Genomic DNA, 25,262 nt, shown 5'->3' on the forward strand with positions numbered 1-25,262 from the left:
TTAATGCCGATACAGCTAACTTAAGTTAACGCTAGGCAAGTATCTAGCTAGGCTATCAATATTTTTAAGCAATATCTTTAAACCACACCTTTAAGTAATAGCTTTAAGCAATATCGTTAAGCCGTATTAAGTTTCACCACCTGTTTACCGGTAAAACCGCCGGCTAACTGTTTGTTTAGCGCGGTGGAAACATTCGCTGCGCTAAAGTTAACTAGGTTAACTTTAGGTACAATTAAATCACCTTTTTCTACACTATCAAGCAATAAATTACTCATAAAACTCATACGTTGCTGTGCACACAAACTATTAGCTAGCCAAGCACCAGCAAGCGATACAATGCTAATGTTAGGTGCCTTTCTAAACAGCAGTTCTTGCTCAAAGCTAGGTAATGGTTTTAAACAGGCAATACGACCACAAAAACGCATTAATTCAATATTGCGCACCGTGACATCACCGCCAATGGAGTCAAGTACCGCGTCAAAACCTTGCGGACCTAATTCACGGCGAATTTTCTCACAAAGTTTTTTATCCTGATAATCAAATACCGCATCAGCCCCTAACGATTTGACTAATTTATGATTATGTTTTGCTGCTGTGGTAAATACATCTACGCCGCGTTGTTTAGCAAATTGAATAGCAATTTGACCAACGGCACCTGCGCCCGCTTCAATCAATAAAGTATCACCCTCAACAAGTTGTAATCGGTCGAGTGCAATTAACGCTGTCATACCCGCACAAGGCAGTGCAGCCGCTTGTTCGGGACTGACGCTTTCAGGTACAACAGAAACCGCATAGTTTGCTACTTTGGCGTACTCACTCAGTACGCCTTGTGCGCCCATGCTGGCATGCCACATAACACGTGCGCCTATATTGGGATAAACTCCTTTTGGCGCTTTAACAACTATGCCTACCGCATCTAAACCCAGTATATGTGGGTACTGCCAATGACAAAACCCTGTTTTGGCATATTCTGCATCTAAGGGATTCAGGCCAACATATTCTACTTTTATTAAGAGTTCGTTATCGTTGCATTTAGGCACACTAAGCTCAATATTCTCCAAGCGAATTTCTTCGTTAGCTTCGCGTAAAACAATAGCTTGCATTGTTTTTGAAATATCTTTTTGTGGTGAAAATTCAGTATCAAACATAGGTAAACTCAATCATTAAAAGCGGGTTAAAGCATCACTCCAGCAAGCATTAAAGCCATGATATAAATTAACTTTTGCCAGCAATGACGCAATAACTGCGTCTACAGCATTCTCTTGGACTATTAAAGCATTCTGTCGAGCATCTAACAACGCCAAGTCAAGCCTTTGGCCTACTTGCTCTATAGCACCTGCAGGCAAAAAGCATTGATAAGCTATGAATAACGCGCTTTAGCGCAGTGTTCTTAGCTACCTTGCTTTGTGCCTAATCGCCAGGATGTTCCAACGGCTACCTTAAGGTTCTAGCCAGCATAATACTGCGCTGATATTATTTTAATGTCGGCACTTTTTTCTCATTACTGCCTTTAGTCACTAAGATATAAAACACTGGCGTAAACAATAGACCAAAGAAAGTAACGCCTACCATGCCAGAAAATACGGCATTACCCATGGCATGGCGCATTTCTGCCCCAGCACCTGTGGCTAATACTAAGGGTATTACGCCTGCAGTAAAAGCAATTGAGGTCATTAAAATTGGCCGAAGGCGCATACGACATGCCGCCATAATAGCGTCAAAATGAGACATGCCGTGTTGGTTTTGATCTTTGGCAAACTCCACCATTAAAATCGCATTTTTCGAGGCTAAGGCGACCAATACTATTAAGGCAATTTGAGTGAAAATATTGTTGTCTGAACCGACATACCAAACCCCTAACAATGCTGAAAATATGGTCATGGGCACAATCAGAATAATAGCCAAAGGTAAGCGTAAGCTTTCATATTGTGCAGCAAGTACCATAAAAACTAACAATACGACTAAGGGGAATATATATATCATGGTATTGCCAGCAATAATTTGCTGGAAGGTTACATCGGTCCATTCATAAGCAATGCCTTGAGGTAGCGTATTGGCCAGTATCAGCTCAATGGCTTGCTGAGCCTGATCCGTGCTATAACCGGGCGCAGGACTGCCATTGAGCTCGGCACTTGGGTAACCATTGTAATGCATTACGCGATCAGGGCCTGTGGTCGGTGTAACCATTAATACTGAGCCTAGTGGCACCATATTACCTAAGTTGTTACGTACTTTTAGATTCAAGATTTGTTCAGGATCTTTGCGAAATTCAGCATCTGCTTGTGCTTTAACTTGATAAGTACGACCAAATAAATTGAAATCATTGACATAAACTGACCCTAAGTAAATCTGCAAGGCGTTGAATACTTCATCTAATGCAATGCCTTGTATCAAGGCTTGTTCACGGTCAATATCAATATCCATTTGTGGTGTTTGAATACGAAAACTTGAATACAAGCCAACGAGGGCAGGGTCTTGTTGTGCTTTTGCAATGACTTTTTGCAAGCTATTAAATAGCGCCTCAAAACCTTTGTTATCTCGGTCTTCAATTTGCAGTTTAAAACCACCGGTTGTACCTAAGCCTTGAATAGGTGGTGGTGGAAATACAGCAACATAGGCCGCATCAATCACACTAAATCGTTGATTAAGTTGTCCGGCAATAGCCATAGCTGACAAGCTAACATCTTCACGTTTTTCAAAAGCGTCTAAGGTGACAAAAACAATCGCGCTATTAGGGCTGTTAGTAAAACCATTCACTGATAAACCAGGAAATGCTACCGTATGGGCAACGCCATCAATGGTATGGGCAATGGCTTCCATTTCTTGTACAACGTCTTGGGTACGATCAAGACTCGCCGCATCGGGTAACTGAGCGATAGCCACTAAATATTTTTTATCTTGCGCAGGAATAAACCCGCCAGGTACAGCATCAAATAAGGTCACTGTGCCACCTAATAAAGCGACATAAGCGACGAGCACAACTATGCTCATACGTATTAGCTTTTGCACTAATTTTTGGTAACCCTTTGCGCCACGGTCAAACAAGCGATTAAAAGGTTTAAACAACCAGCGGCCAAAAATAGCATTTAAAAAGCGTGTTAAGGCGTCGGGTTTACTGTCATGCGATTTCAATAATAGCGCAGCTAATGCTGGCGATAATGTCAGTGAGTTAAAGGCTGAAATCACGGTTGAAATAGTAATCGTTAAAGCAAATTGTTTATAAAACTGCCCCGATAAACCAGAGATAAAGGCCGTAGGAATAAATACCGCTAATAATACTAAGGCAATGGCAATAATAGGACCGGTAACCTCAGTCATAGCAACACGGGTGGCTTCTAAAGGCGATAAACCTTTCTCGATATTACGTTCAACATTTTCTACCACTACGATGGCATCATCAACGACGATACCTATGGCTAATACCAGACCAAATAACGACAAGGTATTAATAGAAATTCCCAGCCATTGCATAACAGCAAAAGTACCGATTAATGATACCGGCACGGCAATTAATGGAATAATTGAGGCACGCCAAGTTTGTAAAAATACCACCACAACAATCACGACTAGGGCAATAGCTTCTAATAAGGTGGTAATCACCGCATCAATAGAGTCACGAACAAAAACGGTAGGGTCATAAACAATGTCATACTCAACCCCAGCAGGAAATTTCTCTGATAACCGTGCCATGGTTGCACGTACTTGGTCGGATAACTCAATGGCATTTGAACCCGGGCGCTGAAAAATAGGCATAGCCAGGGCAGGTTGGCCATCTAGCAGGGCTCTTAATGCATAATTATTTTGACCTAGCTCTAACCGAGCAACATCTTTAAGGCGGATCAACTGACCTTGCTCGCCCACTTTAATAATGACTTGGTCAAACTCTTCGATACTATTTAAACGACCTTTAACATTGAGTAGAATTTGAAATTGGCTATCGTTAGATGCAGGTTGTGCACCTAAGCTACCGGCGGCCACTTGTTGGTTTTGCGAGCGTAATGCACTTATCACATCCATTGCGGTTAATTTACGGGCAGCTAATGCATCTGGATTTAACCACACTCGCATCGCATATTGACCGCCACCAAATAATTTCACATCACCGACACCGGGTAAGCGAGCAATTTCGTCTTTAACATACAAATCAGCATAGTTAGATAAATAAGTTGTATCATGCGTTTTTTCGGGCGAATAAAGATGCACCACCATAGTCAGGTCCGGAGATGACTTTTCTGCCACTACGCCAAGGCGTTGTACTTCTTCTGGTAAACGTGGCAAAGCACTGTTAACACGGTTTTGTATTTGTACTTGTGCGCGATCTAAATCGGTACCCAAGGCAAAAGTAACGGTTAATGTCATACGACCATCACTAGTGGCTTGCGAAAACATATACAACATGTTTTCAGTACCATTTATTTCTTGCTCAAGCGGTGTTGCTACTGTTTGTGCAATAACGGTTGGGTTAGCACCAGGGTAATTAGCGGTGACCACAACGGTTGGAGGTACCACTTCAGGGTATTCACTGATCGGTAATTGAAATAATGAAATACCGCCACCGATCAAAATAATAAGTGACAAGACGGCCGCGAAGATAGGCCGTTGAATAAAAAAGTGAGAAAAATTCATCAAAAGCTCTTAATATTTAGCAATAAGGCTAACATCGCCCATTGCAGACAAAGTAAATGCGATATCGCTCGTATCAATGGCAACAGTTCTTGGCTTGATTGGCATACCAGGTCCAACACGGGCTGGGCCGTTAACTGCGATAATATCCCCTTTGCTCAAACCCGCGGTAATGGCACGTAACTTTCCGTAACCTTCACCCATTTCAACTAATTTGTACTCTAGAATGTTATTTTTATCTACCGTAAGCACAAAACGATTTTTCAAATCTGTACCTATGGCACGTTCAGGTATAATAATTTGCTTAGTGATGGCATTAGCTGCGAGCTTAATGCGGGCAAAAGATCCCGCACGTAGTTGATCGTTTACTTGCTTATGTTTACCTTCAAAAATGGCGCGCACTCTTAATGTACCCGTTGACGGATTAATGCGATTATCAATAAAATTAATGTAACCCTCATGGCTAAAGTGTTTCTGTCCGAGTTTTTGCATTACCACTTGTTGTTTACTTGCTGCAGTGATATCAGCAAATGAACTATTCCAAGTGCGTTCATCAATATCAAAATAAGCATACATTTCATGATTAGATACGATTGACGTGAGGATACTTTGGCCGGCAAGTACGTTATTACCACGGGTGATATTCGCGCGTGAAATTACACCATTAATAGGTGATCGAATGGCGGTAAACGCTAAATCAAGTTCTGCGGAAGTAAGTTGTGCTTGCAATGCGGCTAGCTGTGCTTCACGTTGGTGTAAAATCGAGGTGCGAGACTCAGCTTGCTCTTCAGAGATAGCTTTTTGCGCTGTTAAGCGTATTGCACGTTTGGCTTCACTTTTCGCTTGACCTAATGCGGCCTTTGCACTGAGAATTTGTGCCTCCAAACTAGCAACAACGGCGGCAAAAGGGCGATCGTCAAGTTGAAATAATAAGTCGCCTTCTTTGACATCATCGCCTTCTTTAAAAGCGATGTGGTTAATAACACCTGAAACTCGTGGCATTAAAGCGACGTCTTGGGGAGATTCTAAACGGCTAGTATAAATATGCCAATTTTGTACAGGTTTAACCAACACCTCCGCAACATCAATAGCTTGCAAAGGTTGTGCTGCTTTTTTTTGCTCTGGCTCTTCTGCACAGCCGGTTATTGCTAAGCTGAGGGTGAGGATAGCGGCCATAAAAATATTTTTACTCATCATGATTCTCGTTTTGCTCAAAATAATACTCTAGGATAATGGCGTGCATGATACGTAACTAATGTGTGGACAAAAAGTATAGATTTTTAAATACATTAGTGCCAAAATTGCACCAATTGGTGTGATACGGAATAAATAATGGATACAACAAGCCGGTTATTAATGTTGTTAGATGTGGTCGAACTTGGCTCATTTACCAGCGCAGCGCAAAGCAGGAACATTGACCGCTCGGTTATTTCAAAACAAATTAGCCGACTTGAAGACGATTTGGGTGTCAGGCTATTAAATAGAACAACCCGGTCTTTTTCACTGACTGCTGCGGGTGCTGAAATGATAAAAAAATCTCGGGAGCTGCGTGAGTTACTGGGACAAACCGTTAGGTTGGCGGAAAATTATCATCAAGAACCACGAGGGGTATTAAAAATCACCTCGCCAACCATCATCGCTAAGCGATACTTACAACCTGTGATCAATGATTTTCAAAAACGTTTTCCGCAAGTTGAAGTGGAACTACGTTTAGACGATCGTGTGATGGATATTGTTGCCGAAGGTTTTGACTTGGCTTTTCGTATTGGCGAACCTAAAGACTCGACCTTGATTGCCCGAAAACTGGCCCGTAATCGCATGATTATTTTGGCGTCACCCGAATTTATCCAGACCTATGGCATGCCTAAAACTATCGATGAACTCGCACTATTGCCAGCGGCAAGCTATACCAGTAATTCGCTACGAGTCACGAGTATTAGCACGATTGATCAACATGGCGATAGGCGTGAAAAAACTATAAAAAGTATCTTTCGAGCGAATGATGCCGAGGTATTGTTATTAAAAGCGCTGTCTGGCACTGCATTTGTGGTAGTGCCGGCGTTGACCCTTGGCAATGAAGTTGCTGATGGACAGTTAGTCCCCCTGCTGACAGATATACAATTGTCAGATTATAGCGCCATGTATGCGATATATCCTCATCGAGATCTGCCAGTAAGAACGCGACTATTCTTTGATGCGGTTCGAGAATATATTGGTAAAACCACACCTATTTGGGAAAGTAACATTCCAAATTTTGAGCATTTATATCAAGGGTAATTAAAAATAAGATATATAAATCAAAAGGATTAGTTTTATAGCTTAATCATTGCTGTGCGTGTGGCATATTAACTAACCCCATAGTGATAAAGGCGGGTCGAGGCTAATTACTTGCACGGGAGTTGTGATAACTTGATAGGCATTAAGCATTAAGCCACGATTTTTCGGTTGGTTGATGGCCGCTCTAAAAGCATGGATCGCTTTAGGCGGCAATGCATAATATTTCTTGGCAAAAGGTGGGGTATCATCAACCTCATGTTGTTTTCAGGTATGGTTAACGAATTGAGACTTTTCAACTTGATGAAGTGCTTCTAGTGGTCCTGAAAACCGTCTACCATTTGGAGTATAAATAGCAAACATAACTCATGTTTGCTTGAAAAGTATCGAATTTATCTTGTTCATAACAAGGTGTTGTGAACAAGATCTGCTGTTGGATTAAAGCAATATCAATAGTGCTAACAAGGAAAGTCAGCAATCAGAGTTTCAAATATCACCTGTTTAAGTTGCTTATCAGCTAATTGATTAATATCCATAGATTTAGCAATCGATGAAGCAATTTCTTTTCTGTCATACTCACGTGGAATACAAAATTGGTACGCCTCTTCATTACTCAACATGGAAGATGTTGTTAACACGCGTGTTCGATAAGCTCGCTTTAAAAAATCGCTTTGTTCAGGAGCTGTGCGCTCAATCATTGCCTTGGGTTTTACCACACCATCATCGTTGAGTAATGACGAGTCAATAAAGCCATCTATATATAGCTTACAGGCATTTATTTCACTTTTGTCGTCACCTTGTTGGTAAGCTTTACAAGAACTGATAATGTCAGACTTAAAGTCAGCCTTTACTACTGTAGACATAGCCAATAGCCCAATTGCAGCCATATTAAGTATTAGAAGTTTTAAATTTTTCATTTTTTTGTCCTTTTGTTACGGTTAATTTGTTTGAAGATCGACTGATTAACCAAGCACCAGCAACGGCTGATATTAATGAACCAACTAACACGCCAACTTTTACTTGGGTTTGATAAGCCAAACCCTGCTCTTCAAAGGCGAGTGAGCCAATAAATAAACTCATAGTAAAGCCTACGCCACAAAGTAAACATACGCCGTATAATTGTGTCCAAGTGGCGTCTTTGGGCAAGCGACATAGTTTTAGTTTCACGGCAATAACACAAGCCGCGAATATACCTAATTGTTTACCGATGAATAATCCACCAATAATACCTATGGATATGGGTGTGAAAAGTTCATTAACTGAAACCCCGGTTAAGCCCACACCCGCATTGGCAAAGGCAAAAAGTGGTAGCACAAAAAACGCTATCCATGGATGCAAGCCATGTTCAATTTGATATGACATAGACTGTGACTTTTCACGGGCGATAGGAATAAACCAAGCGACGGCAAAACCGGCTAAAGTTGCATGTACACCTGATTTTAATACCGCAGCCCAAACGATAATTGACAGTAATATATAAGGCGCTTTGTTCTCTAATTGAAGTCGATTAAAAATAAAGAGTGTCACTAAACCTATACCCGCGATAATAAGCGAGTTGGTGGCTAGCTCTTGTGAGTAAAATATGGCGATAATAATAATTGCACCAATATCGTCAATAATAGCAACAGATAACAGAAACAGCTTTAAACTAGGGGGTAAGTATTTGCCAAATAAAATAAAAATGCCTAAGGCAAAAGCGATATCTGTTGCTGAAGGAATCGCCCAACCATTCATAGCAACCGCATCTTGATAATTAAAAGCCACATAAATTAATGCCGGGCAAATAATACCGGCAATAGCGGCCAAAAAGGGTAATACCACCTGATCAGGACGTGACAACTGACCGTAAAATAATTCACGCTTAATCTCTAAACCAACAACAAAGAAAAATAACGCCATTAAACCATCGTTGACCCACAAGACTAAGGGTTTACTGATAGCAAAGGTGCCTAACGTAATGCTCACGGGGAACTCAAGGAAGTCATTGTAACTCTGACTAAAAAAACTGTTAGCCATTATCAATGCCAGTACTGCGGCTAATACTAAAATAATGCCAGAACTCGCATCAGTTTGGATAAATTGTTTCCAACGTAGAACAATAATGTTTTCTGCCATAAAATCTCCTTTGATCTAGCTCATACCAATATCACTAATTTTCTGCTCATTTCACCTGGTTAAAACCAGCCATTCCTGCGTTATTTATTTAATAATTATCGTTGCATGTATACAACTGATTAGACCATGTAGGAGCCTATTGTGCTGAACAACGCGTTATTAAAATCAATGCCTTGTATTTGGTCATTTTCCCTAGGTGTAAAATAGCCCCGCAAATTAATTAAACTTGTATGACACATTTATAGCTAATAATTCAACGCAATGAAAGTCGACTGTAGCTGTGTTTTTATCAATAAAAAGTTGCTAAGGTATAGTGCTAGAAGGCTAAACAGTGACAGGGAAATTAAAGAGGTTATATGGCTAAGCTTAATTATCATCACTTACAGTATTTTCATGCAATAGCAACACATGGCAGTATTGCTCAGGCGGCAAAGGTTATGCATATCACACCACAAACCCTGAGCGCTCAACTCAATTTATTAGAAGAACAATTAGGCTATAGCTTATTTGAACGTAAAGGTAAGCGTTTGGTCCTTAATGACATGGGGCGTATTTCTTTTCGTTATACCCAGGAGATATTTAGTTTAGGCGATGAACTGCTGCATTCATTAAAAAATCATTCAACTGACTTTTCTTTTCGTTTTTCCATTGGCGTCACCGATGTTATCGCGAAAGTTTTTTCATTTAATTTATTGAAATCTATCTATGACATAGACAATTCTATCAAGCTGGTGTGTAAGGAAACTAGCTTAGATGTTTTACTTGGAGAGCTTGCGATGAATAAATTGGACGCGGTATTAAGTGATACTCCACTGCCGACAGGTTCACCATTAAAAGCCTATAGTCACTTGATAGGTAAATGTGGCTTAAGTTTTTTTGCTGACAAAAAATTAGCGCAATCATTAACAGACGACTTTCCAATGTCACTTGATGGTATGCCTTTTTTTACCGCTGGCGAAGGCTCAAACCAACATTTAAACGTCTTGTCTTGGTTTAATGAATTAGATATTTCCCCCAAGGTAATTGGCGAGTTTGATGATTCAGTGTTAACTAAATATTTTGGCCAGGCGGGATACGGTATTTTTTGTGCGCCTACTATGATTGAAAATCATGTTGTTGAGCAGTTTGACGTTGAAATTATTGGTAGAACTAACGATATTATCGAGCATTACTACTTAATATCCCCTGAACGGAAAGTAAAACATCCAGGGGTGCAACATTTATTAACCGAAGGCAAAAAATTATTTAAAAAGCCTATGTCGTAAAATCTTATGTTGTACAAATTTAAGTTATTAAGGTTAAAGGATATTGTTAAGTGATGACGAGCAATAATAGATTTGTAAAGCTAATCGCCAACAAACCATCACCATTAGCAGCATAATTTAATCAACATCATATGATTTTATTTATTTGAAAATACTATATAAACATCAGGTTAAATCAGAAAAGTTGTGTGAGATAAATTTTTTGATGGGAGTAAATTGGTGTAAGGTTTTGTTTAAATACCGTTAAGCGTTAAATTAATATGATGAATTTAACGCTGTTCAGTGACTGGGTTTTTGTACCACGATGTTGGGCTAATAATGTTTATTTTTTGCTTTTTTTTCATCCATCACCTGATCAGCATCACTAAGCAGATGCTCAATATTAATATGCTTTTTTTGATCAAAAGATACAATGCCATGCGCAAAAGATATTTGGTAAGGTAGATCTAGGTGTTTACTGACAGAAATTAAATTATAAGCAAAACGTTTTATCACTTGTTTAGCTGTTTCAAGCTCTGTATCGCTCAGCAATACCACAAACTCATCACCGCCTATTCGGGCACAAACATCAGACACTCTAAAGCTGACTTTTAATTGTTCAGCAAATAGTTTTAATACTTGATCGCCAATCATATGGCCATAATTGTCATTGAGTAATGTAAAGTCATTAAGATCAAAATAAGCCAGATGACAGTCATTGTTTTGTCTAACAGCCTTATCAATAGAATGTTGACTTAAACGTTTGAAACCTATTCTATTCGTTATATTGGTTAGTTCGTCCATAGTAGCCCAATGCCATGAAATAAACTCATCCGTTATTAAGGCACTCAACTCTGTTAACGAAGCAATTTCATCCTCGCTTAAGGTTCTTGTTTTTGTGTCTATAATACATAAGGTTCCTATGTTTTCACCGCTTGGTGAGGCAATGGGATGACCAGCGTAAAAACGTATATCAGGTAGGTCGACAACCAAAGGATTATCAAAAAAACGCACGTCTTGTAAGGCATCTTCAATAATAAATGTATTGTTTTGGTGAATTGCATGGCCACAAAAAGAAATATCTCTGGGGGTTTCTTTGGCGTCTAAGCCAATTGAAGATTTAAACCACTGGCGCTCTTTATCAACTAAAGTAACCAGTGCAATAGGCACATTAAATAGTTTTTTAGCTAGGCGAGTAACACGATCAAATCGCTCATCAGGATCAGTATCTAATATGTTCAGAGCATCTAACGACGCTAATCGACATTTTTCATTTTTTGGTAGACTAGGTGCAAGCATTATTTATACGCAAATTGATGACCACTTAGTGAGTATAGTGCTATTTAATAGTGAAAGAAAAATGCTTTTACTTTTTATTGACTGAAATTAATAAAAAAGACTTTTTTGTAGTATTTCACTACAGCGATTTTGCTAATAAGGGTTTGAGGTTGGTTGTTTATTGTGCAAATATGATAGGGGGAAAATAGTTTAGGTATGATAAAAAATAATAGAACTAAAAAGGAGTTTGTTTTGAATTATTCAATTAAAAATATAATAAAACCTATGTCAATCATAGGATTATTTTCAATGTTATCAGCATGTGGGGGTGGTGACTACACCTATATTGGTACGCCAGAACCTGAAACACCAGAGCCGATTACGCCGCCAGTTGTCGTTACACCTGTACCTTCATTTGATGGCGATGGCGTATTATCAGCAAATATTCGTTGGACAGATTATGGTGTACCGCACATTACCGCCGACAACTTAGAAAGTATGTCGTATGGCGTGGGTTATGCATTCGCTAAAGATAATATTTGTATGCTTGCCGATCAAATCCTAAAATATAACTCACAACGCGCAAAGTATTACGGCCCTGATATCGTGCCTAGTTCAGGTGACTCAGCGCATTTAATTAATGACTTTGGTTTTTTAACCTTAGGAATTAGAGCGCATGCAGCACAAAATATAAAGTCACTTTCAAGCAATAGCCAAGCTTTATTGTCAGGCTATGCACAAGGTTATAATAAATACTTAGCCGATACGGGTGTTGCTAATATTGATGGCTCATGTGCCAACATGCCTTGGGTACAGCCGATTAGTGATATTGATATGCTGACTTACACACTCGGTATTGCTTTGTTACCAGGAGCCGCAAACTTTCTTGGCCCGATGTTTTTAGCCGCTCCTCCAGGAGAAAGTTTCGCACCTTACCCACAAAGTGCTGATGTTAATCAGTATAAAGTTAATTCAAATCCGGTTGTTACACTCCCTAAAAAGAACCCAAGTGATTTGGGTTCAAACGGTTGGGGCTTAGGTAAAGATAAAACTGAAAACGGTAAAGGCATGGTGTTAGCGAATCCGCACTTTCCACATACGGGAAATTTACGCTTTTGGCAATTCCATATTACTATTCCTGAGCATTTGAATGTTATGGGGAGTTCGCTTACCGGCATGCCAGGAGTCGTAAATATTGGTTTTAATGAAAATGTCGCTTGGACCCATACTTTTTCATCAGCTGAGCACTTTGTGGTTTATCAGTTGACATTAAATCCAAACGATCCGGCACAAATGTCGCAAGTGATTGACGGAGCAAACCGTTTAATCACAGGTAAAGAAATCGCCATTGATGTGGCTGTGGGGCCAGGCCAAACGATTAAACTCGCAAAAATGACTTACTCAACCCATCATGGCCCTATGGTTGTTGTACCGGGAAATTTTGCATGGGGCCCTGGTGGCAGTGCCTTTGCCATAAAAGATGCTAACTTGGGTAATGTTGATATTATCGACCACTGGTTAGCGATGAATTTAGCGGGTAATATCGCTGAATTTAAACAAGCCTTTGTTGATTATGATGGGGTGATTTTTAACAATACTATGTCAGCAGATAGTGACGGTAATGTTTTCTATATTGATGACTCAACGGTGCCCAATTTAACCGCTACCGCAATTAATGAAATGACCACAAATCCATTGCTTGTTGGTGCTAAGCAAGCTGCGGGCTTTACTATTTTACCGGGATTTTTATCCGCATTTGATTTTGACCGCGCTGTACCCTATGAAAATGCACCCCAGTACTCTGGCACCGACTCTGTACAAAATTCAAATGATAGCTATTGGCTTACCAATATTAATGCGCCTATAACAGGTGTTTCACCTTTATATGGTGCGGTAGATAATCAGCAGTCTTTGCGTTCTCGCTTGGCACAGAAGTTATTGGTAGATAGTGCCGGTAGTGATGGTTTATTTAATCCGGCAGAGGTCGAACAAGCCTTATTAAGTAATCGCAGCTATTTGGCTGAAAATATTCTGACTGATCTTTTAAGCATTTGCCAAGCACAAGGCAGTACAGTGGTTAGCCTTGAAACACAGGACGTTGATATCAGTGACGGTTGTGCGGCATTAGCGCTTTGGGATGGTACTTTTAATAAAAATAGTAGTGCGGCACATTTATTTCGAGAGTTTGCCTTTTTATTTAATCAAAAACCGCAGTGGCAACACAGTTTTTCTGCAGATAATGTGCTGACCACACCTAGTGGCTTAATAAATAATGCCACAACACTGGAACAGTTTGCCCAAGCTCAGCTTAATGTTGAATCAGCGGGGTTAGCATTAGATGCTACATTGGGTTCAGTGCAGTTTGTTGAGCGCAGTTTAGCTGATGGCAGTGCCTCAGGTATCAAAATTCCTTGGGCAGGCTCTCACAATATAGAAGGAGGCTTTAATGTCTTTGATACCCGCACAGGTAATGACGGTTCATTGTTGCCTCGCCATGTTTATCCGGCACAAAATAGCGATTCTATACTAAGTGCTGAAGGTGGTGGTTATCATATTAATTATGGTAGCAGCTGGATGACAGTAGTGAACTTTACCGATGATGGCCCAGTTGCTAGAGGTTTATTGAGTTATTCTCAATCTCATGAATATGGCAGCGATCATAGCATAGACCAAACCTTGCTCTATTCACAACAACCACAATTGAGACCTTTGCGCTTTACCCAAGCGGATATTGAAGCTAATAAAGTCTCTGAAATGACGATTAGTTCTGCTCCAGAGTAAACAATTAGCGCGTTGTAAAAAAAAGCCAGCAGTAACCTTAAAGGTTATGCTGGCTGTTTATTAGCGCTAATAGCATCAGTGAGCAAAGTTAGCTGGTGATTGAAGCAAGCTCTAAGGTCACTTGATCTAAGCCTAAATCTGATATTCTACGATTAATTTCAGATTGTTTGCTACTAATTAACGATATACCTTCAACAATCATGTCGTAGGCTTTCCATTCTTGCGACTTGGTGTCTTTGCGCATTTGAAAGGTAATATTTATATCTGGTTTACCCGTGTCGATAATTTTGACATCAACAGAAGCTGATCTCACATTCGCCCTCAGTTGACTTTCTGGTTCAAATAACACTTTCTGATTACTGTATTGCGTTAAAGCGTTGGCATAAGTGCGAACCAAATAAGCACGCATGGCAGTAATAAATTTTACTCTTTGCTCTGACGTTGTTTGTCGCAAATGTTTACCTAAAATTTTAAACGCAGCATATTGATAATCAATAGATGGCATTAATTCTTCTTCAACAATATCTCGCATCAGATCTGGAAATTTTTTCAAAGCATCTTGATTGTTGGCAATTTTAGTAAATAGGTTATTACCTGTTACAGCGATGACTTGATAAGGAGAAACTGATGGCGTAGCTTCAACTGCCATACTGTTTTGGACAAAACTAGTGAATAACACCAACAGCATTAAGAGCTTTTTCATGATGACCCTGTAAGATATAGTTAATTTTAATTGCAGTCATTATACATACCGACCGTGCGGTATGTAAATGCTTTTTAGGCTTAAGATAGAAGATAAAGTGTTAAAAAATGTTAACTCAGTGAGGCGTTAATTTAGCATTAACGTTTTAATTGGCCCATGTATCGGCAAAGCTCTTTGATGACTTTGTCAAACAGCTCTTTGTTTAATGAGCTTTTACTTAAACTGGAAGAGCCATGAAAGGTTGAGACAATAAAGTAAGCGATCTGGCTAAAATCAAGGCCTGGTTGTAACTGGCTGCTAACCCGCGATAGGTTAGTGGCAATTAATAAGTTTAACTGTTGTTGCATCGCCAGTATGCGAATACGAAAGCCTTCATCTACGCCTGACATTTCCTGACATAGGTTGTTTAAAGGGCATCCACAGACTAGTTCATCACAACTCATCTCTTTAGACATGGAACTGAAAAAATCAGATAAGCCTTGAATGGGATCTTCAGCCTCTACGGGCGGTTGCCAAAGCGCAATAAAAGCGGGGGCATAAACTTCCTCAAATACCGCATAGCCAAGTTCCATTTTATTAGTAAAATGATGATATAACGCCCCTTTAGATATTTCACAGCGAGCTAAAATACAAGACAAGCTAGTGGCGTTGAAACCCTTTCGATGAATTTCATCAGCGCTAACTTCTAGTATTTTTTGCCGGGTTTGCTCTGGGTCTCTCATGGGCTTACCTTAAAATATCTTACAACATAATAGCCTTAGTTTAACCGACCGACAGGTCGGTTGCAAAGATAAAGTATGAAAACCATGTATTGCAATGTGATCATGATCATTACAATATAGAGCTAGACCCTTTCTAATGAAGGTGGATCGGTTTTTGAGATAGGTATAGCGCTGAAGCTCATACCTGATACTTAATGTACGGACATTGGCTTTATTATTATCAAAATCAGATGTCAAAGTATAAATTCCCTCAAAACTTTATGAGCTGCACAAAAATATTGTGGGATGATGGAGATCACTTATCAATTTTTGGTGAAGCAGTGATTGGTAAACGCTTCCCCGATAGATTTTTACGTTATTAAAAGGAAAGGTGTCGGAGTATAGGTAACCTTCCACGTCTTTTGGATGTAGACTATACTTGATGGGTGTGCAAGTAAGTGATATCTGACAAGTGTGCAACTAATTGCTGGGTTTGCTCAGTATTTAAATGTCTGGCAGAGCCACCACCCGCAGGCTTGAGCTTTAGGTTTTAGGCATAATTACAGGTATGCCGTGTAATACTGGCTTCACTTTTACGTAGTGCTTGTGCAATTTTCCCCTTCACTACGTAACAACACCGCTTTAATACGGTTACCTGACGTTTATCACGTGCTTTCGTATGGGTGCTTCTAGCGCCGATTTTTACTCGGGTGTGAGGGAAATATCAATCATGTGTACGTCTAATCCTCAAATCAGACTAAATCAAGCACCTTCATTGCTCACGGGTATAGTACCCATCAATGAGCCATTAAATATCAGTCTTAACAAGTTATTAAAGTATTTAGTCGTGATAGCAAGCTAAACCTCTTTAGAGGCCCATAACTAGGCCCATAACTAGGCACATAACTAGGCCGTTAAGTAGAGGTGTAATACGTTTAAAATCTGTACCTAAGCCCTTTTATCCGACCATCGATACCAATCAACTTAAACTAAGCAAAGCCTCAAATGCATCAATCGGCATTGGCCTACCGAACAAATAGCCTTGAAATTGCAAACAATCATTGTTCATAAGTAGTTGTCTTTGCTCCTCGGTCTCAACCCCTTCAGCAATCACCCCCAAATTCAAACTATGCGCCATGGCGATAATCGTACTTACTATGGTGAGGTCGTTTTCGTCGACAACAATTTCGCGCACAAATGACTGATCTATTTTCAATTGAGATAAAGGCAGTTTTTTCAGATATAGCAGTGATGAGTAGCCGGTACCAAAGTCATCCAATGAGAACCGAACACCTATCTTGCTGAGTACATTCATCTTATTAATAATGCTATCAATATCTTTAACCAACATACTCTCCGTCAGTTCTAGCTTGAGTTTTGTTGAGTCAATTCCGTGATGCTGTATCGTTTCCTGTACTTGTGTCACAAAGTTTGCTTGATGCAGCTGTTTGGCGCTAACGTTGATCGAGAGTACCAAGTGTTTGCTATGAGCATTTTTCTGCCAGACGGCGAGTTGAGCGCAAGCCGTCTCTAACACCCATTGTCCAATCGGTAAAATCAGTCCTGTTTCTTCTGCTAACGGAATGAATTGTAGAGGTGAAATCATATTGCGTTCAGGATGCTTCCACCGGATTAAGGCTTCTGCTCCCAATGGATGACCCGAGCTATCTACCTGTATTTGGTAATACAGCTGAAACTGCTGTTGCTCTATAGCTTGGCGTAAATCACGTTCCATATCAACGCGGTCGGAAATGGCCTCTTGCATTTTTGGGTCGTAGAAACGCATGGTATTACCTCCATCCGTTTTTGCTTGATACATAGCAATATCGGCTTGCTTGATGATGGTATCTAACCCTGTTTCATGATCACTAAATAGTGTGGCCCCTATACTCGCGGTGCTGCGATGCTCATACGTACCCAGTTGATAAGGTAGGTTCAGTGCGTTCAGTAATTTTTTAGCAATCATTTCGGTTTGTGCTGCCGCCTCAATGGGCTGTTCACTTACGTCTTCTATTAAAACGACAAATTCATCGCCACCTAAACGTGCTACGGTATCGCCATCTCGTAAGCAGTTGCTGAGGCGACTTGCCACCTGTTGTAGCAGAACATCACCCATGTCATGTCCCAATGTGTCATTGAGAGATTTAAATTGGTCAAGATCCAAAAACAGTACAGCGCCGCTTCTGCTTCTAGCAGCCAAGGTTTTTTTCAGTCTATCCATTAACATGCGACGATTAGGTAGGTGTGTCAATGTGTCATAGAACGCCAGATTCTTGATTTCATCGGAGGCGGCTCTGCTCTTGGTAATATCGGTCAACGTGGCCACATAATTAGTGACAATACCCTTAATATCCTTCACTGCCGTAATGCTTAGATGCTGTGGATAGACTTCATCATTCTTACGCTTACCCATAGTTTCACCTGTCCACATGCCGGTGTTATTGATAATATCCCACTTATTGGTGTAGAAAGCTTCATCATGAAAATCTGACCTAAGCATCTCAAATTTTTGGCCTATAGCATCTTCAGCTGTGTAACTCGTAATATCGGTAAAGGCTTTATTAACGCGTCGGATCACGGCATTGGCATCAGTGATAAACATGCCTTCTTGAGACTCGAAAATGGTGGCAGTTAAGGCCAGTTCTGCATCGCGTGCCGCGGCAAAAACGCCTGCAACCTCACCCTTTGCATTGTAGTACACACTGGCGTTATAGATTACGTCGGTGACCTTGCCTGATACATGACGTATTGCTAGCGGATAGTCTGTGACATAGCCTTGCGAGAATACTTGCTCGTAACCGTTACGGGCTTCTTCAGGATCGGTGAAGTAATCAGCAAAGTCACTGCCAATGAGGCTGGCACGCTCTGCACCCGTCACCTTCTCAGTCGCGGTGTTCACGTCAGTAATCTTACCTTCGGCACTGATGGTGACCAATGGATCTAAGCTGGCTTCAATCAGGCTACGAGAATATTGCGAGGCGGTTTGGGTCGCTTCTTCTGCTTGTTTACGCTCAGTCACATCGCGTGCCGAGGCAAAAACCCCCCGCACATTGCCTTCGAGATCTTTGTATACACTGGCGTTATAGAGTACGTCGGTGAGCTTGCCTGATACATGACGTATCGCTAGCGGATAGTCGGTGACATAGCCTTTTGAGAATACTTGCTCGTAACCTTTACGGGCTTCTTTAGGATCGGTGAAGTAATCAGCAAAGTCACTGCCAATGAGGCTGGCACGCTCTGCACCCGTCACCTTCTCAGTCGCGGTGTTCACGTCAGTAATCTTACCTTCGGCACTGATGGTGACTAATGGGTCTAAGCTGGCTTCAATCAGGCTACGAGAATATTGCAAGGCGGCTTGGGTCGCTTCTTCTGCTTGTTTACGCTCAGTGAAGTCAGTCAGCGTAATGAGTAAGCTCGTCTTGTCATCAATCTCATTGCTTTTAGATTCTAAGAGAACATGGGAAATAGAATTGTCTGCACGCTGCATTTTAAGTTCACAATGCAACGATTCACCTGTTTTAAACGCAACCATAATACGTAGATGCAAACGGTCGCGGTCTTCGCGGCTAATATAGTGGGATAAGGGACGACCAAGCAATTTCTGCCTAGGTTCACACAGCAACTCTGCACTAGAAATATTCGCTGCGGTGATTACCCTTTCGTGGTTTACTGTGAGATAACTAACGGGGGAAAATTCATACAAATCTGCATAACGTTGTTTGGCATTTTCTAATTCAGCATGTGTACGTTGTAGCTCTTCGTTCTGCATCTGCAATGTAATTTGGTGTACTTGGAGTTCGTGCAGAAGTTTATCTTTGGCGGGTAATACTACTAACTTGCTCGGCAATTGGTTTGTGCTGGCCTTAGCATCTTTGAGCAGCAGCTTTAGCTTTTTGATATGCTTTATAATGGGCATTTTTAGATACAAATCCTTTCCACATTTAGGACAATTCCCTGTGGGTTCTTATATTACACTGTGACTATAATATGTACTGCACTCTTGTATATTATTTATAATACATTGATTTTGCACCTTGCATACAGAAATTCACAGAAATTCACAGAAATTAACAGAAATTCACAGAAATTCACAGAAAATTTACACAAAAACACCAATAAAATGATTAAGCCGCTTTATTGGTCAGAGCCAAAATCACCTTGGTTAAATATGGCAGCACCTTAGCTCATGTGATGAGGCCTACATTAGACTGGATTACACCAAATCAATAGCGGGACGGGAGGAGGTCTTTGACGGATAAAAAATCACCCTAAGTCACTATAGCGTAGGGACTTGGGGTGAAAAGCTCACTAGCTATCTCTAACTGAACGACTCTTATGGGGTAGAGCGGACATTAGTATATTAAAAGCTAAAGCGTTTGCAGCTGAATTAACTTTCCAATCGGATCGTCCAAGGATGCTGGCGGCATAGTAAACCATTGTGGGCCATTTTTGGTCAGGTAAATACAGTCTTCAAGTCGCACACCAAATTCACCTTGAATATAAATACCTGGCTCATTAGAAAAGCACATGCCTGGTTTTAAACGTTCAGTTTCGCCATGAACAAAGTTGACACTTTCATGTCCTTCCATACCGATACCGTGCCCGGTTCTGTGCGACAATCCGGGCAATTTATAGCCAGGACCAAAACCTTTGCTTTGATAAAATTTACGCACGGCATCGTCAACTAAGCCCGCTTGTGTACCAATTTTTGCTTGTTCAAAAGCAATTTCTTGACCTTGTCTAACCGTTTGCCAAACTTCACGCTGGCGCTTACTTGCTTCACCGAAAACAAAAGTACGACTGATATCAGATTGATAACCATAAACATTGCAGCCGCAATCCATTAATACCACCGAACCTTCAGTTAGTATTTGCTTTTGTTTAGTGCCATGCGGGTAAGCACTGGCTTGATTAAATAGCGCCATATTCCATGCGCCTTTGCCGCCTAATTGCCCTTGGGCTGTGTGCATTAATAATTTTACATCACTTTGGCTCATGCCTAATTTTAGTTGAGCGAAAACATGAGCGTAGGCAAGTAAAGTCACTTCATTAGCTTTGTGCATTAACTCAAGCTCATGTTGGCTTTTATACATACGACAACCCAGCGTTACTGGCTCGGCACTAACATGCTGCATAGTAGAAAGTTGGGCCATAACGCCACTCATAACAAAATAACGCACTGAATTTTCAAAGGCGACTTTGCCTTTATTTAATCCTGAGTCTTTCAGTATTTGTTTAATTAAAACGAATGGACTTTCATGCTCTTGCCAAACACGAATGTCATCACCCACCGCTAAACTCTCGCGTACGCTTGGCGCTTCAAAAAAAGGGCAAACAACAGAAATTTCACCTTCACGTGGGATAATAACCGCCGTTAAGCGTTCACTGCGCCGCCATTGTATACCTGAGAAATAATCCATCGCGGCGCCGGGTTCAAGTATCAAGGCTGATATTTCAAGTTGTTGCATTAATTTTTGTGCTTTGGCTATACGCTCCAATCGCTCGACTGGATTAATGCCTGTTACCGTACCTGTAATCGATTTAAGTGCTGGCCTTTGGCCTTTCCTTTGGCCCTTGATATCAGGCTGATTATTTACTGAAGCAGCAAGGGCAGATGACGTCAGGGTTTGCCCAGCAATAGACAGGGTGGCAATACTTGCACCACTGGCTTTTAAAAAAGTTCTTTTACTGATGTTCATGTCTTATTCCTGTCTATAACCCAGTATAAAAATGCTATCTAGGGTTGAAGGTTATATTAAAGGGTAAAATAATATTTATACTTTACGCTATCGTTTATTTTCTCAATGAGCAAGCGCTTACTGATAAAAGCCATTGCGCAGTTTTGGTTTATTATTTGAGGTTATTCAGCCTTGAGGGTATCTGCAAATAATGATGATTTATTTTGGGGTTAACCTACCAACCGCCAGCGATGGAAAGCGAAGGCTGTACTTTTGTACTCTTTACTCTGGTCCAATTGAGTTAGCTTAAGTTAATGGGAATTGACCGGAATAAGAGGGCATTGATTTGACATCTGTTATCTATCTGCAAGTAGCTTGATACAAAAGGTTATTAGGTAATTATGTCGAGCAGGTATAAAACAGGCTCATTTCTGTTATGGTGAGCTAACTAGCTTATTAAGTTTAGATAGTAGCTTTTTATTGTTATAAAATATAACCATTAGCATGAAATATTCATGTGATTTACAGACTAAAAATGACTAAGTACGCTGACATAATTTATGGCAAAACCGAATAAAAAAGGCCCAACAAAAACCATCGATATTTTTTGTGCGGGCTGTAATACCTTGTTATTTAAATACCGAAAGGGCGGCAAAGGAGCCTTAGTAAAAAGCTTTAAAGAACGGATCAGCCAAGATTATACGGTTGAACCTTGCCTTTGCCCAAAATGCTATAAACCTTTTGCCCGAGATACTTTGATCCGCGGTTTACCTGCTTATAAATTTATTGGTGGCAAAGTTTGGTTTAAATAACTCAGACATCAGGGTAACCACTAACACGCATTGTGCTGGTTATATTATTGCGCGAAAGTTACAAAGGCAGCGAGTGTTTAAATAGGGAAGTGGCGAATTTTAAATACTTGTTATCACATCATTGATCTGAGGTATTTGAGGTTTAGCTCAAGCATTGATGTGTTTAGCTCTTGTTTAACTATTGTTCAGATGAACTTCGGTTCTATTTCTTCCCCGCGATTTCGCTTTATATACCGCATTATCCGCTTGAGTAAATAAATCGATAAATGATATTTGCTCATCACAAATGCTCACGCCAATACTTACGGTCAGCGAACTGTCGCCTACTTTAATTTCAGCGATTAACTTATGTAGTCTACGGCATAGTAATAAGGTATCACTTTTGTTGGTATCGGGTAACATGATCAAAAATTCTTCTCCGCCAAAACGGGAGATAAGATCTGTTTTTCGGCCAAATCCTTGTAATAACTGTCCGAGTTTTTTCAGTACTCGGTCACCTTCTAAATGGCCCATAGTGTCATTTATTTTTTTAAAATGATCGACATCTAGCATTAATAAACTTACTGAGTAATGAGATCTTGCTGCTTGTTCTAGCATTAAGCTACTTCGATATTTCATTTCTCTTCTATTTAATAACTCGGTTAACTCATCAGTTGAGGCCAGTAATTTCAATTTCTCAGCTTGTATCTCAAGTGTTTCTCTGGTTTTTATCAGCTCCTCATAGAGTTTATCTCGTTTAGAAGCATTGAATAAACTCCAATAAATACCACCATCAGCACTCAAACTAGCATTCACTGTGATAGGAATACGTCGTCCATCGGCATGAAATATAATGAGCTGCATTTCCTCACACACTTTTTCGTGTAAAAGTGTCGGAATTAAATAACTTTGAAAAAATATTTTTGAGGATTGAGTAAACAGAACATCGACACTTTTACCAATAAGATCATTCGGCTGCCACAATAGTTGCTTGGTAAAGTATGAATTAATATAGGTAATAACTCTTGAGGAATTAGTGACTAAAGCACCACATGGAAAGCTATCAAGAGAGTAATTTACTACCTTGTTATGCTCAATGTGATTTTTCTCCACCTTAATCATTTGGCATATTCTATTATCGAATTCATAATAGCTTCAGGGTGAGTCATATGTAGGCAATGGCCATCAGCGGCTATCACTTTAAGGTTACTATCAGGCATTTCACGAGCCATGAACTCACCAATAGAAATTGCAGCCAGTGCGTCATTTTCACTTTGTAAAATTAAGGATGGCTGTTTAATCGCTTTTAAAAGATGACGATAATCAGAGTAAAATGTTACTTCAGCAAAATTTCTGGCAATAACTGGGTCGGTAGAACAAAAGCTGCCGGATAGCTCGCCAATAAGATCATCTGAATTAGTTGTGCCCATCACTAATGGCGCTAAATAATTAGCCCAGCCAATATAGTTTTTATCCATAAGGTTTAGTAATTCTTTTAGATCTTCTTTATCAAAACCACCAAAATATTCAGGAGGAAAATTTAAAAAACAGGGCGTAGGACAGATCATTATTAACTTAGAGAATAACTCAGGTCGTTGGATGCTAACAATCCCACCAATCATACAGCTGACTGAGTGTCCGATGAAAGTAGCATCAGATAGTTCTAAAGTGTCACAGATTTCTATAATATCGTCAGCATATCCTTCAAGTTTACTGTAACGTTTTTTACTGTATTGAGATATATCAGAAGCACCTGAGCCAACATAATCAAATAATACAATAGTGAAGTGCTTGGACAATTCTGGCGTTAAAAAGCGCCACATATTTTGATCGCAGCCAAATCCATGGGCAAGAAACAGGGTTTTACTGCCTTGGCCAATTAATTTAACATTATTTCTAATAAGTACATTATTTGTATCTAGCAAGCTAATTTAATCCCTATTCATGAGGTTAACATCCATTAGTGCTGATCGATTGCATCTTAGTCAATCTAATGTAATCGTTCGAGTTAAGCAAACCCTTTATCATTAATCAAATATTATAATAAAGTTGATGATGGAGATATTAATCGTGGTGATTACAGTGTGGCGAATTCATTGTTTCAAAAAATACAATTTTACGCTAATCAATAGCGAAAAATAAATGCTAGCCTTGCTCAGCATTTAAACATTATTTTACTTATGTCGGCTTTATGCAGGGCAGTGGCAAGATGGTGAGTGTTTGCTTGAGTTAGTTGTATTAAGTGACACGCTAGTGACCAAAGGTGATAAAACGGCTATGAGCTAACAGCAGCTGAAGTGAATAATTTAGTATTGAGAGAAGTAATACGAATTTGATTAAATAAGCACACTCAAATTAACCAACCCACTATATTAAATGGCCTAAGTAATTTGAGTGACTTAACGTTAAAGACTCTAAATCATAAATTATAAATTTCAGTTCTCTTCAGGTAGAACTTTAATCGCCATATAATAGCTAGCTTCTAGCTCATCATTGATACAGTTTAATAAGTAACTGTTCATGTCTGATGTAGTAATTTCATCTTCTACAGCGTCATTTTTACATTCTGCTAAAAGGCTGACGACATATTCTGAAGGTGCTGCCATTAATTCGGTTTCATCTTCTTGGCCAAATGCTAAATTTGAGGTTAATGTCAGTACAGCTAATGCTAAAATTAATTTTTTCATATTGAATCTCGTTGATGTTTCATTACATGTCCCAATAGTCACTTAAAGAATTAAGCTCTCTATCAAGAAATCTTTTTTCATTTAATGAATCTAACCTTTGTCTGATTTGATAATTTTGTTTCGCTGTTTTTCTAATTGCTTTTTTATTGGTTGAGCCAGAGTCAATTTCAAAACTAGCAATACCCGTATCAAAATTTGAATCATCATCAACATCTATATCAGTATCTGCATATGTATCAATGTTCATTTCTTTACCTTATAAAAAATCATATTTGTGTTTTCAAGCTGATAATGGGCCGTTAATTTAAAATTGGAAAGTGAATTATTTTGCGGTTATTAATCAAATTTTTTTATCAAATTAATTTAACGGTTAAAATCTTGATTAGC

Annotated in this window: 19 protein-coding genes; 4 read left to right on the top strand and 15 right to left on the bottom strand. The window is 39.8% G+C overall.

The window, feature by feature from the left end:
- Positions 1–116: 116 nt before the first annotated feature.
- From H4J65_RS02980 to H4J65_RS02995, 4 genes are all read right to left on the bottom strand, one after another.
- Positions 117–1,148 (bottom strand): zinc-binding dehydrogenase, encoded by a 1,032-nt coding sequence (locus H4J65_RS02980; protein ID WP_182195290.1) that lies wholly within the window; start codon positions 1,146–1,148, stop codon positions 117–119.
- Between the two features lie 15 nt (positions 1,149–1,163).
- Positions 1,164–1,346 carry a hypothetical protein gene (locus H4J65_RS02985; protein WP_182195293.1) on the bottom strand — a complete coding sequence of 61 codons (183 nt, stop codon included), beginning with the start codon at positions 1,344–1,346 and terminating at the stop codon, positions 1,164–1,166.
- A 127-nt stretch (positions 1,347–1,473) separates the two neighbouring features.
- Positions 1,474–4,626 (bottom strand): efflux RND transporter permease subunit, encoded by a 3,153-nt coding sequence (locus H4J65_RS02990; protein WP_182195296.1) that lies wholly within the window; start codon positions 4,624–4,626, stop codon positions 1,474–1,476.
- 9 nt (positions 4,627–4,635) lie between these two features.
- A complete protein-coding gene (locus H4J65_RS02995; RefSeq protein ID WP_182195602.1) occupies positions 4,636–5,817 on the bottom strand; it encodes an efflux RND transporter periplasmic adaptor subunit in 1,182 nt (393 codons plus the stop codon).
- 138 nt (positions 5,818–5,955) lie between these two features.
- Here H4J65_RS02995 and H4J65_RS03000 point away from each other — a divergent pair, with 138 nt between their 5' ends.
- A complete protein-coding gene (locus H4J65_RS03000) occupies positions 5,956–6,900 on the top strand; it encodes a LysR family transcriptional regulator (protein ID WP_182195300.1) in 945 nt (314 codons plus the stop codon).
- Between the two features lie 455 nt (positions 6,901–7,355).
- On the opposite strand, the gene H4J65_RS03005 is transcribed toward H4J65_RS03000, so the two are convergent.
- Positions 7,356–7,760, bottom strand: a complete 405-nt coding sequence (locus tag H4J65_RS03005; RefSeq protein WP_182184455.1) for a Rap1a/Tai family immunity protein — start codon at positions 7,758–7,760, stop codon at positions 7,356–7,358.
- 25 nt (positions 7,761–7,785) lie between these two features.
- Complete coding sequence (gene nhaA, locus H4J65_RS03010; RefSeq protein WP_182195304.1) at positions 7,786–9,012, bottom strand: Na+/H+ antiporter NhaA; 1,227 nt, start codon at positions 9,010–9,012, stop codon at positions 7,786–7,788.
- A 356-nt stretch (positions 9,013–9,368) separates the two neighbouring features.
- Between nhaA and nhaR the strand changes: the two genes are divergently transcribed.
- The gene (nhaR, locus tag H4J65_RS03015; protein ID WP_182195307.1) at positions 9,369–10,277 is read left to right on the top strand and encodes a transcriptional activator NhaR; all 909 of its coding nucleotides are present in this window, start codon (positions 9,369–9,371) and stop codon (positions 10,275–10,277) included.
- Positions 10,278–10,589: 312 nt separating this feature from the next.
- Here the strand turns inward: nhaR and H4J65_RS03020 are convergent, their stop codons facing one another.
- Positions 10,590–11,555 carry a sensor domain-containing diguanylate cyclase gene (locus H4J65_RS03020; RefSeq protein ID WP_182195311.1) on the bottom strand — a complete coding sequence of 322 codons (966 nt, stop codon included), beginning with the start codon at positions 11,553–11,555 and terminating at the stop codon, positions 10,590–10,592.
- A gap of 264 nt (positions 11,556–11,819) precedes the next feature.
- Between H4J65_RS03020 and H4J65_RS03025 the strand changes: the two genes are divergently transcribed.
- The gene (locus H4J65_RS03025) at positions 11,820–14,315 is read left to right on the top strand and encodes an acylase (protein ID WP_182195607.1); all 2,496 of its coding nucleotides are present in this window, start codon (positions 11,820–11,822) and stop codon (positions 14,313–14,315) included.
- A gap of 88 nt (positions 14,316–14,403) precedes the next feature.
- Here H4J65_RS03025 and H4J65_RS03030 read toward each other — a convergent pair whose 3' ends face one another.
- From H4J65_RS03030 to H4J65_RS03045, 4 genes are all read right to left on the bottom strand, one after another.
- On the bottom strand, positions 14,404–15,018 hold the full coding sequence (locus H4J65_RS03030) for a phospholipid-binding protein MlaC (protein ID WP_182184451.1): 615 nt from the start codon (positions 15,016–15,018) through the stop codon (positions 14,404–14,406).
- Positions 15,019–15,155: 137 nt separating this feature from the next.
- A complete protein-coding gene (locus H4J65_RS03035; protein WP_182195315.1) occupies positions 15,156–15,740 on the bottom strand; it encodes a TetR/AcrR family transcriptional regulator in 585 nt (194 codons plus the stop codon).
- A 958-nt stretch (positions 15,741–16,698) separates the two neighbouring features.
- A complete protein-coding gene (locus H4J65_RS03040) occupies positions 16,699–19,635 on the bottom strand; it encodes an EAL domain-containing protein (protein WP_182195319.1) in 2,937 nt (978 codons plus the stop codon).
- Positions 19,636–20,086: 451 nt separating this feature from the next.
- Positions 20,087–21,418, bottom strand: coding sequence for a Xaa-Pro peptidase family protein (locus tag H4J65_RS03045; protein WP_182195323.1), 1,332 nt, complete (start codon positions 21,416–21,418; stop codon positions 20,087–20,089).
- Between the two features lie 539 nt (positions 21,419–21,957).
- On the opposite strand from H4J65_RS03045, the gene H4J65_RS03050 reads away from it, so the two are divergent.
- Complete coding sequence (locus tag H4J65_RS03050; RefSeq protein ID WP_182195327.1) at positions 21,958–22,209, top strand: hypothetical protein; 252 nt, start codon at positions 21,958–21,960, stop codon at positions 22,207–22,209.
- Positions 22,210–22,383: 174 nt separating this feature from the next.
- Here the strand turns inward: H4J65_RS03050 and H4J65_RS03055 are convergent, their stop codons facing one another.
- The 4 genes from H4J65_RS03055 to H4J65_RS03070 all read right to left on the bottom strand — a co-directional run bounded on the left by H4J65_RS03055 (position 22,384) and on the right by H4J65_RS03070 (position 25,122).
- The gene (locus H4J65_RS03055; RefSeq protein ID WP_310649912.1) at positions 22,384–23,301 is read right to left on the bottom strand and encodes a diguanylate cyclase; all 918 of its coding nucleotides are present in this window, start codon (positions 23,299–23,301) and stop codon (positions 22,384–22,386) included.
- Between the two features lie 5 nt (positions 23,302–23,306).
- Complete coding sequence (locus H4J65_RS03060; protein ID WP_182195348.1) at positions 23,307–24,113, bottom strand: alpha/beta fold hydrolase; 807 nt, start codon at positions 24,111–24,113, stop codon at positions 23,307–23,309.
- Between the two features lie 510 nt (positions 24,114–24,623).
- Positions 24,624–24,875, bottom strand: a complete 252-nt coding sequence (locus tag H4J65_RS03065) for a hypothetical protein (RefSeq protein ID WP_182195352.1) — start codon at positions 24,873–24,875, stop codon at positions 24,624–24,626.
- 22 nt (positions 24,876–24,897) lie between these two features.
- A complete protein-coding gene (locus H4J65_RS03070) occupies positions 24,898–25,122 on the bottom strand; it encodes a hypothetical protein (protein WP_182138348.1) in 225 nt (74 codons plus the stop codon).
- Between the last annotated feature and the right edge of the window lie 140 nt (positions 25,123–25,262).

Source organism: Colwellia sp. MB02u-9, from assembly GCF_014077085.1.
Taxonomy (GTDB): domain Bacteria; phylum Pseudomonadota; class Gammaproteobacteria; order Enterobacterales; family Alteromonadaceae; genus Cognaticolwellia.

What these genes read in the sequence shown, in the direction of transcription:
- H4J65_RS02980 (WP_182195290.1), bottom strand. Translation starts at nt 1,148, where the DNA reads ATGTTTGATACTGAATTTTCACCACAAAAAGATATTTCAAAAACAATG.
- H4J65_RS02990 (WP_182195296.1), bottom strand. Translation starts at nt 4,626, where the DNA reads ATGAATTTTTCTCACTTTTTTATTCAACGGCCTATCTTCGCGGCCGTC.
- H4J65_RS02995 (WP_182195602.1), bottom strand. Translation starts at nt 5,817, where the DNA reads ATGAGTAAAAATATTTTTATGGCCGCTATCCTCACCCTCAGCTTAGCA.
- H4J65_RS03000 (WP_182195300.1), top strand. Translation starts at nt 5,956, where the DNA reads ATGGATACAACAAGCCGGTTATTAATGTTGTTAGATGTGGTCGAACTT.
- H4J65_RS03005 (WP_182184455.1), bottom strand. Translation starts at nt 7,760, where the DNA reads ATGTCTACAGTAGTAAAGGCTGACTTTAAGTCTGACATTATCAGTTCT.
- nhaA (WP_182195304.1), bottom strand. Translation starts at nt 9,012, where the DNA reads ATGGCAGAAAACATTATTGTTCTACGTTGGAAACAATTTATCCAAACT.
- nhaR (WP_182195307.1), top strand. Translation starts at nt 9,369, where the DNA reads ATGGCTAAGCTTAATTATCATCACTTACAGTATTTTCATGCAATAGCA.
- H4J65_RS03020 (WP_182195311.1), bottom strand. Translation starts at nt 11,555, where the DNA reads ATGCTTGCACCTAGTCTACCAAAAAATGAAAAATGTCGATTAGCGTCG.
- H4J65_RS03025 (WP_182195607.1), top strand. Translation starts at nt 11,820, where the DNA reads ATGTCAATCATAGGATTATTTTCAATGTTATCAGCATGTGGGGGTGGT.
- H4J65_RS03030 (WP_182184451.1), bottom strand. Translation starts at nt 15,018, where the DNA reads ATGAAAAAGCTCTTAATGCTGTTGGTGTTATTCACTAGTTTTGTCCAA.
- H4J65_RS03035 (WP_182195315.1), bottom strand. Translation starts at nt 15,740, where the DNA reads ATGAGAGACCCAGAGCAAACCCGGCAAAAAATACTAGAAGTTAGCGCT.
- H4J65_RS03040 (WP_182195319.1), bottom strand. Translation starts at nt 19,635, where the DNA reads ATGCCCATTATAAAGCATATCAAAAAGCTAAAGCTGCTGCTCAAAGAT.
- H4J65_RS03045 (WP_182195323.1), bottom strand. Translation starts at nt 21,418, where the DNA reads ATGAACATCAGTAAAAGAACTTTTTTAAAAGCCAGTGGTGCAAGTATT.
- H4J65_RS03050 (WP_182195327.1), top strand. Translation starts at nt 21,958, where the DNA reads ATGGCAAAACCGAATAAAAAAGGCCCAACAAAAACCATCGATATTTTT.
- H4J65_RS03065 (WP_182195352.1), bottom strand. Translation starts at nt 24,875, where the DNA reads ATGAAAAAATTAATTTTAGCATTAGCTGTACTGACATTAACCTCAAAT.
- H4J65_RS03070 (WP_182138348.1), bottom strand. Translation starts at nt 25,122, where the DNA reads ATGAACATTGATACATATGCAGATACTGATATAGATGTTGATGATGAT.